The 20,208-nt window shown below is 37.0% G+C and carries 9 protein-coding genes and 1 pseudogene; 8 read left to right on the top strand and 2 right to left on the bottom strand.

Annotation, left to right across the window (positions count from 1 at the left end):
- Window positions 1-714: 714 nt before the first annotated feature.
- Window positions 715-1,938: an RNA-guided endonuclease TnpB family protein gene (locus IQ237_RS13715; protein WP_194056020.1), complete on the bottom strand. Its 1,224-nt coding sequence runs from the start codon at window positions 1,936-1,938 to the stop codon at window positions 715-717.
- Window positions 1,939-2,348: 410 nt separating this feature from the next.
- On the opposite strand from IQ237_RS13715, the gene IQ237_RS13720 reads away from it, so the two are divergent.
- Entirely contained in the window at window positions 2,349-4,220 is a 1,872-nt protein-coding gene (locus IQ237_RS13720; RefSeq protein ID WP_194056022.1) for a patatin-like phospholipase family protein, read from the top strand.
- Window positions 4,221-4,371: 151 nt separating this feature from the next.
- On the opposite strand, the gene IQ237_RS13725 is transcribed toward IQ237_RS13720, so the two are convergent.
- Window positions 4,372-5,742, bottom strand: a complete 1,371-nt coding sequence (locus IQ237_RS13725; protein WP_194056024.1) for an AAA-like domain-containing protein — start codon at window positions 5,740-5,742, stop codon at window positions 4,372-4,374.
- A gap of 566 nt (window positions 5,743-6,308) precedes the next feature.
- On the opposite strand from IQ237_RS13725, the gene IQ237_RS13730 reads away from it, so the two are divergent.
- The 7 genes and pseudogenes from IQ237_RS13730 to IQ237_RS13755 all read left to right on the top strand — a co-directional run bounded on the left by IQ237_RS13730 (window position 6,309) and on the right by IQ237_RS13755 (window position 20,131).
- Complete coding sequence (locus IQ237_RS13730; protein WP_194056026.1) at window positions 6,309-8,756, top strand: hypothetical protein; 2,448 nt, start codon at window positions 6,309-6,311, stop codon at window positions 8,754-8,756.
- Between the two features lie 306 nt (window positions 8,757-9,062).
- The gene (locus IQ237_RS13735; protein ID WP_194056028.1) at window positions 9,063-10,163 is read left to right on the top strand and encodes an isocitrate/isopropylmalate dehydrogenase family protein; all 1,101 of its coding nucleotides are present in this window, start codon (window positions 9,063-9,065) and stop codon (window positions 10,161-10,163) included.
- Between the two features lie 148 nt (window positions 10,164-10,311).
- A pseudogene (locus tag IQ237_RS26700) lies at window positions 10,312-10,461 on the top strand (3-isopropylmalate dehydratase); the annotation flags it as partial.
- Between the two features lie 132 nt (window positions 10,462-10,593).
- A complete protein-coding gene (locus tag IQ237_RS13740) occupies window positions 10,594-11,871 on the top strand; it encodes an aconitase/3-isopropylmalate dehydratase large subunit family protein (protein ID WP_255512667.1) in 1,278 nt (425 codons plus the stop codon).
- 42 nt (window positions 11,872-11,913) lie between these two features.
- Entirely contained in the window at window positions 11,914-12,324 is a 411-nt protein-coding gene (locus IQ237_RS13745; protein WP_194056032.1) for a hypothetical protein, read from the top strand.
- A 297-nt stretch (window positions 12,325-12,621) separates the two neighbouring features.
- Window positions 12,622-13,044, top strand: coding sequence for a hypothetical protein (locus IQ237_RS13750; RefSeq protein ID WP_194056034.1), 423 nt, complete (start codon window positions 12,622-12,624; stop codon window positions 13,042-13,044).
- Between the two features lie 448 nt (window positions 13,045-13,492).
- Window positions 13,493-20,131 carry a non-ribosomal peptide synthetase gene (locus tag IQ237_RS13755; RefSeq protein WP_194056036.1) on the top strand — a complete coding sequence of 2,213 codons (6,639 nt, stop codon included), beginning with the start codon at window positions 13,493-13,495 and terminating at the stop codon, window positions 20,129-20,131.
- Window positions 20,132-20,208 lie beyond the last annotated feature (77 nt).

A 20,208-nucleotide genomic window follows, 5' to 3' on the forward strand; every position in this document is an offset into this window, starting at 1 on the left:
CGCTTCGCTATGGCTATTTGTATAAACTTCATCCCCAAAAGCCTGAAACAACCAAATATTGTTGAGGCATATCATGGTTAATTTGCACAGTGCGTAAGTCCTATGATTTTTGCTATTTAAGCAAATTGTTAATCAAATCTTTTGTTAAGATTGATACCAGTATAATAAATCTATTCATTATACATTATCTTGTGTCATAGCTTTAACGCCAATTATAAGGTAAAACATTAATTTAATTTAACTTAAAATTAATAGGTTTTTAAATTGGTTGGTAAAATTGATACTTACTAGGCGAACAGATAATCTCAGGTTTAGCGGTCAACTGCAAGAACATTTTAAACATTTAAGCAGACAGTTAAGACTGTTAACTAGAACATCCCAGTAGAATCATAAAATAATTTTAACTTTTGAGAAATAAATAATTAATTATTTTAATTTATTAATCTTAATTAGGAGTTACGCCAGGAACAACTAAATATGAGGTATGGGTTTCGGGAGTTTTAACGTGATTTTTTGATTATTTTTGATTGAGCGATAGCGAAACGCTGCTGCAAGCAGTTCGCTATTGATCGGAAGTTAATCGCCAAAAGCCTGAAACAACGGATTTTCGTTCATGCACTTTGCACATCATGGTGAATTTGTACAGTGCTTAAGTCCTATTAATTTATTTTTTCTACAGGGATTTACAGTTAGTAATTTTATGGACAAATATCCTCAAGCTACTTTTCCCGGTGTTACCCGGAATGGGTAAACTGCAATACCCGCTATCCCTAAGCTAAAAGCCGCAGGGACTACTTTTCTAGTAATATTCAGACTAGCATTAACATCCGCATGAATCAGCTTACCATCTTGAGATTTGTACCAAGCTCGTTGTATTCGCTTGCCACTAAAATTGTATGTTTCTCCTTTTTTGTACACAGGAATGGGGTCTAAGTCCAAAAACGAAGCCGCAGAAGTATAAGATTCTTCATTAATCAACACGGTAATTCCTACCAACTCAGCCTTGTATTTCAATTGCTCTATAAACCGAGCATGAGGGATACTAACGAAGTTCTGATTTGTGGTTTTACCTAAATTGAGTTCTTGCTTCCATTGCTCATTTTTGCCAATAACTAGCGTCCCTATTCCGGCTTTAACTAAATAATTAATAATCCATCTACTAGCATTGTGTAAGTAATTATCTATTTGATTATTCCGTTTACAAGTTAGTGCATTTATCCGGTGAGATGTGTGAGCATTTTCCCCTAGTTGAGATTGAAGTTTAGCTTTAACTTTATTGTAATGACGATTGATTGATTTTAAAGGTTTTCCGTTGATAAGTACAGGTTTAAATCCTGGTAGATTAGCAGTTAAGGCTGCTAAATTATCTAATCCAATATCAATACCTGCCACCTGGTTAGGATTTAATTGCTGTGGTTTAGCCTCCCTTTCATAGACTACTTCAATGACATATTGCCCACATCTGGGGACAATTCTTACTTGTTTAATATTGCTTGCTGATGTGGGAAATTGTATATCTGTTTGCGATAATTTAATGATTCCTTTTCTCAGACCAGGCGTAGAAATTGCACGTAATTCATAAATCAGAATATTCCGTCCTTTATTTTTATCCTTGTATTTTGGTAATTTTGGTCTACCTAAAAACTTGGATGGGTCTTGATTATAAACTGCCGTGGCATTGAGAAAAGATTTCCAATTGCGGTGCAAAACTATCAAAACTTGATTGCTGACTTTACTGGGTAGTGCTTTGTATGATTCATGCTGCTTTACTTGATGGTATATTTTTGTATTATCTAGGTAATTGCCTTCCCAGATAAATGATTGCCTGACTAAGTAGTTAGCGTAATTGTAGAGATTTTTGGAACGCCAACACAACTCATCTATCTGTTGATAGAATTGATGAGTTTTTTTGATGATGTGACGTTCAACTAATTTCATGTATATTCCCTAACCGTGAGTATATTTTACCATTTATGAGTATATTTGGCTAGAAAATCAATGAATATTTACAACACTCTCATTCATAATGTTATACTATCAATTAGAATTGGAGTAATTGCCGAAAATAGCCAAATTTAATCATGTTTTAATATTTAGTTAAGACGTAGTTTGTTTAGTTAGTTATGCCAGAGATTCAAGAGAGTAGCGTCAAGACGTGAGATTTGTATAATACTGTAAATTTATGTAAATAAATAGCCAGATCAGTCCTATCAGTATTTTAATAAAAAAATCATGGCAAGTTATATTCTCTGTACTCCTCCTGTACTATTACTAATTCGAGATAAAAACTCTGCTCAAATGTTAACTATTTACCATTTTTAACCTAAATAACTGGAGATAAAAATTCCATGGAAAACAAAGTAATTGAACAATGGGTTTTAACCTTTGATGGACAACATGATTACATAGATTTTGGCAAAAATGATCCTGATCCAGTTTTGTCTGAGGGTATTTCAGGTTTTACAGTTTCAGGATGGATTAATCCCCATCATCTTACCAAAGAAGCTACTACTTATGGAACAAGAAATGTCTTTTTTGCCCGTTCTTCAGACAGATACAGTGATAATTTTGAAGTTGGTGTTAGTCCTACAGGAAATTTAGATATTTACATTGATGAAAAATTTAGCAAATTCATCAAAACTCTGGGTAATGGAGAATTAACCACTGGAGAATGGCACTTTTTCGCTGTTGTTTTCAATCAAGGTGATATTACCGTATATCTTGATCATAATCAATACATAGAATATTTTACAGGTTCTACTTTAAATAAAGCCACAAGTCCAATCACTCTGGGAGGAACTTTACACAATAATATATATTTTTCAGGACAATTAGCCCATATTAGTGTCTGGAATTATGCATTTAATCAGGAACAAATTCAGAACCTTCGTTCTGGGCTAATAGTTGGGGATGAAGAAGGATTAGTTGCTTATTGGAAATTAGATGAAGGGGAAGGAACAATTGTCAACAATCAAACTGCAAATACTTATCAAGGAAATTTGTATGGTAATCCTAGTTGGAATTTAACACAAATTACATTTCTGGGAGAATTATCTGCGGAGGAAGAAACCACAACCAACCAACCAGAAGTAATTTTGAATATCCAAACAGCACCTACGTTATCTCAAGAACAATTAGCAGAAGATATCAATCAAACAGACCGGAAAAAATATAAAATACTTGCCATTGATGGTGGTGGTATTCGTGGCATGATTCCTGCACTTTTATTAGCAGAAATTGAAAAGCGCACACAAAAACCTATATTTAGTTTGTTTGATTTAATTGCTGGTACTTCCACTGGGGGAATTTTAGCACTGGGATTAACTAAACCCCGATTAAATACAGAAACTGCTGATAAATTAACCCAAGCTGAATATACTGCTGCGGATCTCTCAGAACTATTTATTGAGTATGGAGTGGAAATATTTTATGAGCCATTATTTCAAAAAATACTTGGACCTTTAGAAGATATATTTTTACAGCCCAAATATGCTTCTACCAGCAGAGTAGAAATGCTCAAACAATATTTTGGTGATAGTCTGATAGAAAATAATCTCAAAGAAGTCTTTGTCACCAGTTATGATATTGAGCAACGCATCCCAATTTTGTTTACTAACAAACGGGAAAAACAACAGATAGAATCTCAAAGATCTCGCAATTTATGTGCAGGATTTTCGCTTTTAGATGCAGCATTAGCCACCAGTGCTACTCCTACTTATTTTCCTCCCCATCGCATTACCACTGATCACAATAATAATGGTTTTTATACTTTAGTAGATGGGGGAGTTTTTGCGAATAATCCAGCCCAGTTAGCTATTTCTGAAGCAAAAATTAGTAGTAAACGAGAGGCAAATAGGGTTCTGGATACAAAAGATATCTTAATAGTTTCGTTGGGTACAGGTTCACTAACAAGTGTTTATCCTTATAATGAAGTCAAAAATTGGGGACTTTTGCAATGGGGAAGACCACTTTTAAATATTATGTTTGATGGTAGTAGTGAAGTTGTGGCTGGAGAATTAGAAGGGTTGTTTGCATCTAAGAATCCAGAAACTACAAGTTCTTATTATCGGTTTCAAACATTTTTAGATACAGAACTAGAAGAAATAGATAAGACAACTTTACGCAATATTCGTGAGCTAAAAATAGCCGCCCAGCAGATGATTAATCAAAATAGTAAAACAATAGATGAATTGTGTAGTTTGTTGTTAGAGGATGTCTGAGAAGTATCAGGTTTTATCCAGATTCACCCGAAAAATTAATCAAAGTCCTCCTTTTTAAGGGAATAAAGGGGGATCTACAAGTGTTTTATGCAACACGAAAAAGTTTTCAGACATCCTCTGAGAGTAAACTAACTGCTGGTGCAATGGGTGACTAACAAACAATAGATAGTTGCTTGGTAAAATAAGCCTTATAAAGTTGGCAACGGGGTAATACGCGATCGCCATCAAAGGTAATTAATCCTAAACTTTCCAGTTTATAAGCATGGATAGGATCAATCACCAGACTTTCTTTAGCGGTAACAACTTCAGTATATGTCCTAATTAAACCAGGATTAGCTAACAGCTTTACCCAATGGTTCTGCAAGTGATAGCGATAAATTCCACCATTGGCGATCGCCTCTTTGATCAAATCTGGTAAACTCATAGCCCCAGAGTGAAGATAATACAAAGTAAGTTGTGTCAGTGCTGGATGACCACCAATAAGAGATATCAATTGTGCCGACTCCTTACCAGCAGTCCACCTTAACCCATATCGCCTAGCTAATTCTTCTACGTGTTGCTGAGTAAATTCATGTAAACGGACAGGTAGTCCAATATTAAACAGAGAGTAATTAATATCTAAACAAAAATACTGTTCTGTTGAATAAGTAACTACTAACCTCAAATTTTTCCATAAATTATTTTGTCGTGATTCTTCATACCAACTACGCAACAAAGCAAAAAATTCCTGAGCAACTTGAGGATATTCAAAAAATCTTTCAACTTCACTTAATACTAAAACTAGAGGACTATTGATCTGCTGGAGAATATAATGTTGGAAGTAAAGACTACAGATTAACTTATAACCCACATCTTCATCCCAATGCTCATTAAGATTGGGAGCTATACCCAGTTTGATAGCAATTTGGCTACAAAAAGAACGTAAAAACTTATTTAAGTCAGTTAAACAATCAGCATCTATCTGGGAAAAACTTAAATTTACAGTGTGATATCCTTGTACATCTGCAAAAGCCAAAATACGTAGTATCAAAGAAGTTTTACCCATCTGTCCAGGAGCGAGAACTTTAATTAAACAACCTGGTTGAGTCACCTCTCGATAAATTAATTCTTCTATCGGTGGACGCTCAATATATAGGGGAGAATCTAAGGGTATTGGTCCATCAGGATATGACCATAAAGACGGAATTTCTGTTCGTAAACAGATACTCTCTGATAAACAATCTAATATTTTCGTTTCATTATCTTCCTTGAGGAAGATGTAATCTTCTTCATTAAGTTCTAAATTAAAAGTGTTAAAGCATAATTTTAAAGTTTTTTGATCCACACCTTTATTAGTTGACCATAAGCGACTGAGGGTTTTAGTAGAAAGCTTGGTTTGGTATGATAAATCCTCTAAAGAGAGGCGTTGACCTTGGTTTTCTGTAATTTCCCAAGATGATATAGCATCTTGTAAGCGTTGTATTCCTTGAGGAGATAAAAGGACACCGCGTCTCCTTGTTGCTTTATTTTCTTTTAAAACCATAATCCAAAAAGTTGATTAAGTTGGTTAAATTTTATAAGTTTAAATTTTTGAACAATTTATAGTAGGACTTACGCAAGATAAGACTAAAAACCGGATTCTTCCTTCCGTAGGGGTAATTCATGAATTACCCTTACGTTCATTCTGTTTTGCGTAAGTCCTGTATAGTAAAAAATTACTCCATAGATATTTGTAATATGAAATTACCATATTTCGGAAATGCTCTGGCAATTATTCCCCTGGAAACAGGGAATAGGTAACAGTTCGATCTATCTATCATCCCCAAATTTTCTGATTTCTCAGCCTCTACCCCAAGTAAATATGTTTTAGCGCAAATCATAATCGTCCTATATAAGTTAACGTATTTACTAAAATTAAAGCACATAGCAAAATGTCAGTTATGTAAGTCCTGTCTCAATTAAATCCTAATATTTCTATTTGATGATGAAAAGCGAGAAAATTATGAAAAATGCAAAACTCTCTATTCAGTAAATTCCACATCAATCATAACTAAACTATGGTAAAATACACTAATAGTCACTAGCTTTAATCTCCGTATACCTTAACTTATGTCTAATAGTCTTGATTTAGCAACCATTATCTTACCTGAAGATATCAAATTAAAACTAGAAGCTTTAGATGATGTAAAATTGTTTACATTAAATTCAGATACTTACATAGATTTTGATGATGATGTACAGATAGATTTAAATAAAATTTTTGACATTCATAGTCAAGTCGAATACATAAATGTGATCTTCGAGAGAATTATTGCACAAGTATTTGGTGGACATGAAATTATTATAATTAACCCAAAATGTAAAATATATAAAAAAGATCAAAAAATAGAAATTTACTTACAGGGATTACTAAATAAACAAAAGATTGAATTAGTTTTTAGTAATAAACCCACCTTAAAATATCAATTAAATCATGGATTCAGTTTTAGTAATCTGACAAATGCAGTTCCGATCATCAGTAATTTAAACTTAGACGAAGCAGAGTTAATCATATCTAATAATAATCATAATTACCTTCATAAAGAATTAGGTAATATTAACTTAAACAAAGGATTGAATTTTATTGGAAATATTAATTTACAAACCATTTCCAAAAATCTAAGTAAATTTATATACGAATATTTACAAATTAGGGATTTAGCAGGATTAATTAGCATCAATTCCACAGGAGAAATATGTTTAATAAGTAATATTAAAGGACAAAGAAACTTATTTTATCAACCACCATTGCAAGCAGATTTTAATAACTTACTACTCGAATTAAATATTGATTCTGATTTACAACCAAGATTTGGATTAACTGGAAATTTAACTCTTCAAGGTTATGATCCCAGTCAAGAAAATGAACCTAAACTATTTCTTGCCGGTAATCTCTCCCTCGAACCTGAATCTTTAACAGCGTATTTTTGTCAACAGGGTGAAAAAACCTGGCATAATCCCTATGGATTGAATGGAACAGAACTACGTAATCTCAGATTCCAAGGTGGGGGAACATACTTACCACCTTACTTTGATAATTTCGGATTCATTGGTGACTTAAGATGGGAAGAAATAGACATAGAAGTAGCATTTCTGATAGATACTAATGATCCTCAAAGATTAGCCTTAGTTTTAACTGTCAATCAACCCGTTAGTTTAATAGATTTGTGGCAAGGTCCAGTTACCTCTTTTATTGAAAAACAAGCAGGATTTTCCACAGATTTAGTTAACAAAGCATTGTCATTATTAGAAACCTTAGATAATTTGCAGATTGAATCAGTTGATGCAGATGCAGACGGAGAATGCAACCCATTGATTAAATATGTTCCCTTTCCGACAATCATTGCAGGACAACCCATATCAGAAGGATTAGAAATTAATGGAAAAATTAACGCTTGGGGTCATGAAGCGATTTTACTCCTGCAAGGTAACATAAGTTTAAATAATATTAGTGGTTCGTTAAAAGTTTTTGAAATAGATTTAGGATTTGCCAAAATCACAGGAGCAGATGATGATAGTTTAGATTTAGCCTTAAAAGTCACACCTACAGAACAGTATCTTCAGGGAGATGGTTATGTAGAGTTACTTGGTAACGAAATTGCCAATGTAGAATTTAAAATTACTGCTACAAATGCGATCTTTAAAAACTTTGATTTAAATTTAGCTAATCTGATAAGTCTTGATGTTGATGATTTAATTATAGATATCAAAACTGGCTGTGGTAGTGGTTGCGGAAAAATTTCCCTCTTAGGTAATACCCTAGCAGGTATTACATTTGATATTAATCAAACTAGTATTAATATAAACAATCTGGAAATCAATTTACTTGGTTTTTTAAGTCTCAATATTCCCCTGTTAACAGTAAATTTAAATCAACAAATTGCCACAGGTGAAGCAGATATTACCGCCTTTAATCAAGCGTTAGGTAAGGGTAAATTATTATTTAACGTTCAAGATGTTTTCATCAAAGATGTATTTTTGAATTTAGTGAATATTTTGAAATTGAATGTTCCTAAATTGAAAGTTGACTTAACCAAGAGAAAAGTTTCTGGTTTAGGGAATATAACTATTTTAGGTAAAAAATTCACTGAGTTAGGTATCATCCTGAATGAAAGAGGATTGAAAGCAAAAAATGATTTTGATTTCGGCATTTTAGCCTTCAATGGTGCTACAGTTACCCTTGGTAAAGACAATCAGGGAAATATCAATAATTCAGCTAGTATTGTAGGTAATCTCAATTTTTTGGGTTATAATATTGCCAACATTAACGCCAAAGTAAATAGTGAAAAATTAACTGCATCGGGTAGCTTTAATTTTGGGGATATTCTCATCCTCAAAGGCATGAATAATCAGAAAAAAGCCACATTAATACTTAAAAAATCTAAGAATGGTCGTTATAATTCAGTGAGTATCATGGGCAGATTTTATTTGTTAAACCAAGAACTAACATCAGTGAAAATCAGTCAAAACAATGGTAATATCAAGATTTTAGGAATGTCTGTTAATGTCAAGAATTAATTAAAGGGGTTTGGAGCGTTTATAACCCTGCTATCACGCAAAGGATCAAAAATCAAATGGGAGTTTCATATAAAATTATTTTATATTAATAGCATTAATTTTTGTAATTGATGATAAATAATCTTAACTGTCTTAACTGTCCTTGCATTCTTAGGACAAGTCTGGGAAAAAAGAGAGGTGAAGTGGTGTAAACAATTGTACACATATCTTCTCAAACATGATATTGCCAATGTTGTTATTGGGGATGAGTTAAGCGTTAAAAATTTCAGCAGTGATGAATTCTCATCAACTAAAAAATCAGGAAAAATGAGGTCATTAAGCAATCAGTCTTATCGCATTGTTGCTATTCCAGGTGAAGGAATTGGTCCAGAGGTTGTAGAAGCTTCCTTAAAAGTTTTGCAGCAAGTAGCTCAACTAGAAAAATTTACCGTACAGGTAAATTATGGTTGGCTGGGTAAAACCGCTTTAGAAAAATTTGGTAGTTACTTTCCCCAAACTACGATAGAACTATGTAATGGATCTAATGGAATTGTCTTTGGTGCAGTTAGCCAAGGTGGACTGCTAGAATTACGAAAACATTATGACTTTTTTTGCAATCTACGTCCCATTCGGATTGTTGATAGTTTGGTGCATAAATCTAGCTTACGTCCAGAGAAAATTAAAGGACTGGATATACTCGTAATTCGAGAATTAGTCAGTGGAATTTATTTTGGCTCTGCTGCACGTGGTTCAGATGAAAAAGGAACTTATGGCTACCATACCATGCTCTATTACGATCATGAAATACGACGCATTGCTCGTCAAGCCTTGCAAAAAGCCCAACAACGTCGAGGAAAACTAACAGTAGCTCATAAAGAAAATGCCTTACCTAATTTGCCTTGGACTCGTTTAGTGCAAGAAGAAGCAACCGCATTTCCTGATGTTGTAGTCGAACCAATGTTAGTGGATAATTTAGCCATGCAAATGGTGATGAATCCCCAGAGATTTGATGTAATTTTGGCCAGCAATTTGTTTGGAGATATTCTTAGCGATATTGGCGGAGCATTAGTTGGTTCTCTAGGTTTATTAGGATCAGCCAGTCTCAATGCCGATGGATTTGGACTATACGAAGCAATTCACGGTACTGCACCAGATATAGCAGGGAAAGGAATTGCTAATCCTTTGGGAACTATTGGAGCTTGTGTTTTAATGCTAGAGCAGTGGGGGGAAAAAAGAGCCGCCCAAAGAATTATGGCAGCACAAGATCGAGTTTTAGCTCAAGGATATCGGACGGCTGATTTATCTCCGCAAGGAGAAGAAATATTAGTCAATACCGAACAATTAATACAACTTTTGCTAGAAGAAATTTATAATTTATATAATTTACAAAATTTAGAAATTGAGGTGTTGCATGAGTCCTATCAATAAAGAAGTGAATAACAAAGTTTTATATTTAGGGGATGATATTAATACAGATGATATTATGCCTGCTAATCGAGCTACAACTTATGATGCTGATATTTTAAAACAATATGCTTTAGAACATTTGATAGGAGTAGGAGAGTTATTAAAATATAATGTAATTGTCGCTGGGCAAAATTTTGGCTGTGGTTCTAGTCGAGAAATTGCCCCTGTTGCTTTGAAAGCTGCGGGAATTGAAAAAATACAGGCCAAATCATTTGCAGAAATTTTTTATCGCAATAGTATCAATATTGGCTTAAATTTAGAAATTTTAGAGGAAACACAGGAAAATCCTGTAGTTGATGCGATCGCCCAAGCAGGTGGACTCATACCATTTAATCAAATGCGTCGTCAGGGAAAAATTACCATTCCTCAAAGTGTCACTTCCCAACGACCCATGACGTTAGTAGAAAAACTCCTTGCTAAAGCTTCGGGTAATGCTTATGTCCGTCCTGGAGAAGTGGTTTTTGCTCAAGTTGACTTAGCTTTATCCCATGATGCGGTAGCAGGACCTGTAGCCACAACATTTTATAAAAATTACGGACAAGAAGCAAAACTCTGGGATGCTCAACGGGTAGTATTAGTAGCAGATCATTTTATCCAAGTTAATGACATTCGCAATGATCAAAAAGCCAATGTCATGTATCAGGAAATGCTAGACTTTGCCCAAGAGCAAGGATGTCATTTATTTGATATTGTTTCTCCCGGTGAAGCTGCTGGTATCTGTCACGTTTTACTCCCAGAAAAAGGATTTGTCCGCCCAGGAATGATCATTGCCGGTACAGACTCCCATACCTGTACTTACGGAGCATTAGGAGCTTTTTCTACTGGTGTGGGGACTACAGACATGGCAAATATCTATGCTATGGGGGATATGTGGATTCGCGTCCCCCCCACATTGGTATTCGATTTATCTGGAACTCTACCCCCCCATATCAGTGCTAAGGATATTATCTTGTTTATCCTGGGACAAATCGGCTGTGCTGGTGGTACAAGCAAGGTCATGGAATTTAGAGGGTCAATACTCGAACAAATGCCATTTGATGAACGCCTAACCCTTGCTAATATGGCCATTGAGTGTGGAGCAATATGTGGCTTAATTGTTCCCGATGACACAACCCGCAACTATGTTAGAAGTCGGTCTGATCAAGAATTTGAAGAATTTGTTGGCGATGCTGATGCTGAATATGAAAAAGTGTATAAATTTGACCTCAGTAATTTAGAGCCGCAAGTAGCCCGTCCTCCCAAACCAGATCAAGTAGTACCTATCAGTCAGATAGAAGAAACCCCCATTACCAAAGCTTTTATTGGTTCTTGTACAGGAGGTAAATTATACGACTTAGCCCAAGCAGCCGAAGTTTTACAGAATCACCGAGTCGCGGATGGTGTAGAGTTGTTTATTGTCCCTGCTTCCGTAGAAATTCGGGAAAAAGCAGAATCATTAGGATACATGGACATTTTTACCCAAGCAGGAGCAACGATTCTCAAATCAGGTTGTGGTGCTTGTATCAATTCGGGACTTGGAGTTTTAAACAAAGAAGAAACGGGGGTTTATGCAACCAATCGTAATTTTAAAGGACGCAGTGGTGATCCTACAGGGAAAAATTATTTAGCCTCTCCTAGAACGGTGGCCATTTCTGCGGTAAAAGGCAAAATAAGCCATAATCTCGATTAATTCTTGATTGAAGAAATCATATCAAAATGTTAGGAGATAACAGTGGATAACATTGTGAAAAAACTTGCCGGTTTAGGTCTTCCGGGCATCATTCTCTTAGTTATAGCATTCGCATCAGCAGGTAGTAATACTGTTATCGTTGCCGTGCTGACAGCAGCAGGAGGACCATTTGGTATTCTTGGAGGGATAGGTTTACTTGGTCTAACAAAGGTGGTAGGTGATCTCATCGCAGATTATGGAATTGAAGCTATTCTCAAAGCCGTTTATTCAGAACGTAGCAAAACCGAAACTTTGCGATCGCTAATCTACGAAATTGAAAATCTACCAATTTGCCCGGATCTGAAACTAAAATTGCAAGATTATCTAAAATCAGCAAGTAAAAAATATTTACCATCTCTGAGAACTGTAAATGCATCATCTGTAAAAATAGAAAACAATCATGTTATTAATTAAAATAATGGACTATATCATTAGATACCAAAATCATATTTTAGCTTTCAATTCATCAGCGAATTGTTGGCTGTGATAAAATTCCTGATTTTTAGTGTTTACCGACTAATTATTGAATTGACGATTTGTATAGATTGAGGTTGAATAGGAAAGAGAATGTTAAAAACTATCTGGATTTACTCTCAAGAGACACTTATCTTCCTTAGTCTAGATAATTCAATCTCATACCACCAAGCAAATTTTAACTAACAATTAACCAACAATTAACCAACAAATTAAGGACTGTAGGTGATCAAAATGATGGACGAAATCGTAAAAAAACTAGCTGGTCTAGGTCTTCCTGGTATAATTCTTGTAGTGATGGCAATATCATACTCTGGTAGTAATGCTGCTATTGTAGCGGCGCTCACATCAGTAGGGGGACCATTTGGTATCCTGGGAGGTATAGGTTTACTGGGTTTAGTAGGAGCAGTAGGAGACCTGATAGGAGATTTTGGTTTTGAAGCTATTCTCAAAGCAGTTTATTCAGAACGGACTAAAAACGAATCTATCAGAGCGCTCGTCAAAGAAATCAATGATTTACCCATTTCCGACGAGCTAAAAACCAAATTGATAAGTCACGTAGAATCAGAAGCTAATACAGCGACAGAAGCAGAAGTCGTGGAAGAACCAAGAACAGTAGAAATTGTGGACGAAGATGAAGAAGTAGCAGTAGAAGCATAATTTAATCCTGAAATTTGGTGACATTCTTAAATAAATGCCACTAAATAAAGGTGTGTTTTAAATTTCTACCTTGGTAAAAACAATCTCACCAAAATTAGAGATAATATAAAAATGGCCTCTGAGTTCGATTATACCTTATTAATACCTCAAAGGCCATTTCTCTAAAAATCAAATCTAAGGGAGCATACCAAATGTGTAAGTTTATTTTTTTTGATTGAACCGCAAAGGACGCAAAGTACACAAAGGTAAGAGGGTTTCAGAGGGTTGTTGGTGTAGCTGCGTTTATTTTTCCAAAGTTGGGATGCTCCCAAATCTAACAATCAAAACAGTCATGTTTTTGAGAAAATCTCAACATGATAGCCAATCATTAAGATAATAAAAATCATTAAAGCAGCAAATATTCATCGGTTCTTAACACAGCAAAAATATCAATTTATATACAAAAATCATGGAAGAAATGGTGATTAACTCAACTGATAATCTGGAGAATTTGCCCGGTTTAACCGAGCAAGAAAAACAGCAAATATTGGTGGCATGGAATAATACCACGGTAGATTATCCTCAGCATTTGTGCATACATGAATTATTTGCAGCACAAGTGGAAAAAACCCCAGATAATATTGCTGCTGTTTTTAATGGTCAAAAACTTACTTATCAAGAGTTGAATCACCAAGCTAATAAAGTAGCTCATTATTTACAATCTTTAGGTGTAGGAACAGAAGTTTTAGTAGGGATTTCTGTCGAACGTTCCCTAGAAATGATCGTTGGTTTACTGGGTATTCTCAAAGCAGGTGCAGCTTACCTACCACTAGATCCCACCTATCCCAAAGAGCGGATATCTTTCATGCTCTCAGATTCCCAAGTACAAGTATTATTAACTCAGCAAAAGTATGTGGAAAACTTTGCTGAAAGTGGTGTAAAAACAGTTTGTTTGGATCAAGATTGGGAATTAATTGATAGCCAAAATTCGGAAAATCCTACCAGCAATGTCACAGCAGAAAACCTCGCTTATGTAATTTATACATCTGGTTCTACAGGCACACCAAAAGGAGTTGCTGTACCCCATCGGGCAGTAAATCGCTTAGTATGTAATACCAATTATGTACAGTTTACAACCACTGACCGCACTGCCCAAGCTTCCAATACTTCATTTGATGCAGCCACCTTTGAAATTTGGGGAACTCTATTACATGGAGCTACCTTAGTCGGTATTCCTCAAAACGTTCTCCTTTCACCCCTAGACTTTGCCGACTACATCAGTGAACAAAGAATTAATATCTTATTTTTAACCACTGCCTTATTTAATCAATTAGCTAACATTGTTCCTCAAGCATTTAAAGACCTGCGATACTTATTATTTGGTGGTGAAGCTGTAGATCCGAAAACAGTTAGAGCAGTTTTGAAAAATGGCGCACCCCAGAATTTATTGCACGTTTATGGACCAACTGAAAGTACAACATATTCCTGTTTTTATCCAGTAGAAGATGTACCAGAAGGTGCAACAACATTACCCATTGGTCGCCCCATATCTAATACACAAATATATATACTTAACGAGCAACTACAACCTGTTCCCGTAGGTACTCCAGGGGAAATATACATTGGTGGTGATGGTTTAGCGCGAGGCTATCTCAACCGCCCAGAATTAACAGCAGAAAGATTTATTTCTCATCCGTTTCCTAATCCAAAATCTAAAATCCAAAATCCAAAATTGTATAAAACTGGGGATTTGGCCCGTTATTTACCAGACGGTAATATTGAATTTGTGGGGCGAATTGATAATCAAGTCAAAATTCGCGGTTTTCGGATTGAACTAGGAGAAGTTGAAGCGGCTTTAAGTCAACACCCAGATATACAACAAGCGGTTGTAATTGTTCGGGAAGATGTTCCTGGTGATAAACGGTTAGTTGCTTATGTTGTATCTGATCAAAAATCCCCAGTTACCGCCACAACCTTAAAAAACTTCCTCGAAGACAAGCTACCCGCTTACATGATTCCAGCCGCTTGGATGGTGCTGGACTCCTTACCCTTGACCCCCAATGGTAAAGTTGATCGTCGTAGTTTGCCAGCCCCCACTCGCACACGCCCTGATTTAGAAGAAGCCTTTGTTGCACCCCGTAACTCGATTGAAGAACAGTTAGCGACTCTCTGGACTGAGTTATTAGGACTGGATGTAGTGGGAGTCAATGATAACTTTTTCTGTTTGGGTGGTCACTCCCTGATTGTGACGCAAATGATTTCTAGGGCGCGGGAAATGTTCGGGGTAAATATATCTTTTGCTCAAGTATTTGCTAACCCCACCATAGCTGCTGTAGCTCAACTCATTGCCCAAGGTGGTGAAGAAATTCAATGGGAACGCCCCACCATTCAACACATTGCCCATGAAGGACTTGTACCAGTTTCCTTTTCCCAAGAGCGGATTTACTTTGTCCATAAATTAGCACCAGAAAACAGCGCCTATCAATTCCAGGCCACAATGGACATTAGAGGCAAACTGGATTTTGAAGCTCTAAAACGTTCTCTAGATGAGATTGTCAGACGGCATGAAATCTTCAGGACAACCTATCAAGAGGTGAATGGTAGGCTGTATCAAGTAATTCACCCACATCCAGGAGCCGCTTTTAGAGTCGTTGATCTGCGGGATATTCCTGAACCGGAGCGACAAATAGAGGCACAAAAGTTAGTAGAAGCAGAACTGCTCACACACCTAGACCTAACCCAACTACCCATAGTGCAATGGGCGGTATTTCAGTTAAGCGACCAGGATTATATATTGACCCATGTTGAGCATCACATGGCGCATGATGGCTGGTCATTTAACGTCTTTTTAAGTGAGTTGGTAGCACTGTATGAAGCTTTCTGGGCGGGTAAACCTTCCCCATTACCGGAATTAAGTTATCAGTTTGCTGATTTTGCTACTTGGCAGCGTGAATGGGCGAAAACTCCAGAAGCTCAAGCGCAGTTAGTGTATTGGCAACAACAGTTAGCAGGGATGCCGCCGTTGTTGGAATTACCTTACGATCGCCCACGTCCCAAAGAGCAAACCTATAATGGCGAACACGCGCGGAGAGAATTGCCCGTTGAGTTGTGCGAATCTCTGAGAGCTTTCAGTCATCAGCAAGGTGCAACCTTATTTATGACGATGTTGGAGGCTTTTATCATCCAGTTGCACCGCTACATTGGCCAAGATGATATTTTTATCGGTTCTGCGGTTGCCAATCGCCGGATGCACCAGATCGAAAAGATTATGGGTATGGTTGTTAACAACTTGGTTTTACGCACCGACGTTTCAGGAAATCCCACCGTGAGGGAATTACTTGATCGGGTGCGCCAAATGACAATGGAAGCTTACGCTAACGAAGATGTACCCTTTGATAAAGTGGTAGAAGCGGTGAAACCAGTTCGCAACCTGAGTCATAATCCGCTATTTCAGGTGATGTTTAGTTTCCATAACTCTGCCAAGCCTTATTTAAAATTCCCTGGCTTTGACTTCATCCTGCATGAACCAGCGAGTAACAAATCTGCCAAGTTTGACCTTGATTTCTTAGTGATCCCCCGATTTGAACAAAGTGTCCAGTACGGTGCGAAAACGGGAGCAAAAGGAATTACCCTGGATTTGGAATATAACAGCGACTTGTTTGATGCTGAAAGCATGGAAGCGATGCTAGAGCAGTATGAACAGGTATTAATTGAGATTGTCGCTAACCCAGATCAACGAATTGGACAAATCCCCCTAATTACCGCATCACAACAAAAATTATTAAGGGAATGGAATCAAACAGATAGTGAAACTACACAGAGCCTGTGTATCCATAAGTTATTTGAACTGCAAGTAGAATTAACACCGGATGCCGTAGCTGTAGAACAGGATGGTAAAAAATTAACTTACCGAGAATTGAGCGATCGCGCCAACAAAATCGCCCACTATCTGCAAAGTTTAGGAGTCAAACCAGAAACCTTGGTAGGTATCTGTGTTGATCGTTCCCTAGAAATGATTGCTGGTTTATTGGGTATTCTTAAAGCCGGTGGTGCTTACGTTCCCATTGATCCTGCTTATCCCCAAGAACGCATAGCTGAGATTATTGGAGATACCCAACTCGGTATTTTACTCACACAAAATAGATACCAGGAAAAACTGGTAGGTTATACCGGAAAAACCATTTGTTTAGATACAGATTGGGCGAAAATTGCTACCCAAAGTACAGCTAACCCAGTTAGTGACGTTCAACTCAATAACCTAGCTTATATTATTTATACCTCCGGTTCTACGGGTAAACCCAAGGGGGTAATGATTGAACATCGTTCATTATTGAACTTTGTCACCACTGCCATTGATGAGTATGGTATAAATTCTCAAGATCAGGTTCTGCAATTTGCCTCTATTTGCTTTGATACATCCATAGAAGAAATCTTCCCCTGTCTTGCTGTTGGTGCAACCTTGGTGTTACGCACTGAAGAAATGCTCAACTCCAGCGATGATTTTTGGCGGTGTTGTCAAAAATGGCAGTTAACAGTTTTGGACTTACCCACAGCATACTGGCATCAATTAGTAACAGAACTGAATCCCCAAAACTCACCCATTCCTGGAAGTTTGAGAACTGTGATTATTGGTGGGGAAGAAGTTCACCTAGAGAAAGTGCAACATTGGCATAACTGCACGGCGCATCTTTCCTCATCTCCCCAATTATTTAACAGCTACGGACCCACAGAAGCCACAGTAGTCACCACCTTAGAACGCCTCACCCCAACAAATACTACTGTGAGTATTGGTAAACCCATTAGTAATGCTCAGGTTTACGTTTTAGATCAATATCAGCAACCCGTACCCATAGGAGTTCCTGGGGAATTACACATTGGGGGAGCAGGACTAGCTAGAGGATATTGGCAACGTCCAGAACTCACAGCCGAGAAATTTATTGAGAACACAGAAGGGAATAGATTATACAAAACAGGAGATTTAGTCAAATTACGCAGAGATGGTAGTTTAGAATACCTGGGACGGGTTGACAATCAGGTAAAAATTCGCGGTTTCCGCATTGAGTTGGGAGAAATTGAGACAGTATTAAGACAACATCCACAAGTATCCCAAGCTGTTGTCATTGCCCATCAAGAAACTACTGGACAAAAGCGACTTGTAGCTTATTTCGTACCCCAAAACCCCTCTCCAAACCTCTCCCCTGCAAGGAGAGAGGCTTCAGAAATTCCCCCTTCCCTTGTAGGGAAGGGGGCTAGGGGGTTAGGTCTTTCAGATAGCGTGGACGAACTGCGTCAGTTTCTTAAACAGAAATTACCAAATTACATGATTCCGGCGGCGTTCATGGTGTTAGATAGTATACCCATGACCTCTAATCAAAAGGTAGATTATCGCGCATTACCAACACCTGATTTTTCTCGCAGTGATGAAGATAAATTTGCAGCACCACGCACACTGATAGAAGAGAAATTAGTGGCGATTTGGTCAGAAGTGCTGAGAATAGAAAATGTTGGTATTCACGATAATTATTTTGAATTGGGTGGAGATTCAATTCTGAGTATTCAGCTAGTTTCTAAAGCGAATCAGGCGGGTATTCAAATTGCTGCTAAACAGTTATTTAGGTATCAAACTATTGCTGAGTTAGCGACAGTAGCGGGTATGACTCGCCAAATCAACGCCGAACAAGGTTTAGTAACTGGTAAAGTTGGTTTAACACCGATTCAAAAATGGTTTTTTGAACAGAAATTACCAGAAATCAATTACTTTAACCAGTCAGCATTGTTAGAAGTTCCTGCTGATTTGCAACCTGAATTATTGCAGGAAGTGGTACAAAAACTTTTGGGACAACATGATGCTTTGCGATTGCAATTTGTCCAGGATGAGGAAAACTGGCAACAAATCCACACCGATCTACAAGAAACAGTACCATTAAGCATCTTTGATTTATCGCATCTGTCAGCAGCAGAACAGGAAACAGCGATAAAAACTAAAGATACAGAACTACAAGCGAGTTTGGATTTAGCCAAGGGAGAAATTGCCAAAGTTGCATTATTTCAATTAGGCAAAAATCAACCAAATTGTTTACTATTCATTATTCATCACTTGGCAGTTGATGGTGTGTCTTGGCGGATTTTATTGGAAGATTTAGCCACAGCTTACCAACAAATAAGCCGGGGTCAGGCGATAAAATTACCAGAGAAAACAACATCCTGGAAATATTGGAGCGATCGCCTAACAGAATACGCTCAAAACCAAGCTGTGAAAGAGTTAGATTACTGGGTAAATCAATCTAATATTTCGACCAAACCTTTACCAGTAGACTATCCTGCATCTGAAGAAAATAACACCCTGGACTCCACTGCATCTGTGTCACTGGCGTTAAATGAAGAACAAACCCGCGCCCTGTTACAAGATGTTCCTGCTGCTTACAATACCCAAATTAATGATGTTTTATTAACGGCTTTAGTACAGAGTTTTGCCCAATGGACAGGAGAAAATTATTTACTAATTGATTTAGAAGGACATGGACGGGAAGACTTATTTGAAGATGTAGACCTTTCACGAACTGTAGGTTGGTTTACCACATTATTCCCTGTGGGTTTAGAAATCAAAGAAAACCAACCAGGGGAAGCATTAAAGTCAGTCAAAGAACAACTGCGAAGCATTCCCAACCGGGGAATAGGTTATGGTGTCTTGCGATATTTAAACGCAGACAACAGCATCCGCGAAAAATTAGCTTCCTTTCCATCAGCGCAAGTTAGTTTTAACTACCTAGGACAATTTGATCAAGTTCTGAAAGCATCATCAGTTTTAGGTGAAGCTAAAGAATTTAAATCAGAACAAAGTTTATTAAATCGTCGTAGCCACCTATTAGGAATTAGCGGTTTTATTCGGACTGGAAAACTAGAAATGACTTGGGCATATAGTGATAAAATTCACAAACGAGACACCATAGAAAGATTAGCTTCAGGATTCATGGAAGCATTAACAACCCTCATAGATCACTGTCAATCAAAAGACGATCAAAGCTATACACCATCTGACTTTTCCGCCGCTAAACTCAATCAAAAACAGCTAGATAAATTCCTAGCAAAACTCAACAAGAAGAAGTAAATAGGTCATGGGTAATTGGTAATGGGTAATTGGTTAATCCTCCTTCTGTTACCTGTACCCAATCACCAACTCCCTTC

It is taken from the genome of Sphaerospermopsis sp. LEGE 08334, assembly GCF_015207205.1.
GTDB lineage: Bacteria > Cyanobacteriota > Cyanobacteriia > Cyanobacteriales > Nostocaceae > Sphaerospermopsis.

Excerpts from the sequence above, each read along its gene's own strand:
- IQ237_RS13755 (WP_194056036.1), top strand. The coding sequence starts at position 13,493 with ATGGAAGAAATGGTGATTAACTCAACTGATAATCTGGAGAATTTGCCC.
- IQ237_RS13720 (WP_194056022.1), top strand. The coding sequence starts at position 2,349 with ATGGAAAACAAAGTAATTGAACAATGGGTTTTAACCTTTGATGGACAA.
- IQ237_RS13750 (WP_194056034.1), top strand. The coding sequence starts at position 12,622 with ATGGACGAAATCGTAAAAAAACTAGCTGGTCTAGGTCTTCCTGGTATA.
- IQ237_RS13715 (WP_194056020.1), bottom strand. The coding sequence starts at position 1,938 with ATGAAATTAGTTGAACGTCACATCATCAAAAAAACTCATCAATTCTAT.
- IQ237_RS13730 (WP_194056026.1), top strand. The coding sequence starts at position 6,309 with ATGTCTAATAGTCTTGATTTAGCAACCATTATCTTACCTGAAGATATC.
- IQ237_RS13735 (WP_194056028.1), top strand. The coding sequence starts at position 9,063 with ATGAGGTCATTAAGCAATCAGTCTTATCGCATTGTTGCTATTCCAGGT.
- IQ237_RS13740 (WP_255512667.1), top strand. The coding sequence starts at position 10,594 with ATGACGTTAGTAGAAAAACTCCTTGCTAAAGCTTCGGGTAATGCTTAT.
- IQ237_RS13725 (WP_194056024.1), bottom strand. The coding sequence starts at position 5,742 with ATGGTTTTAAAAGAAAATAAAGCAACAAGGAGACGCGGTGTCCTTTTA.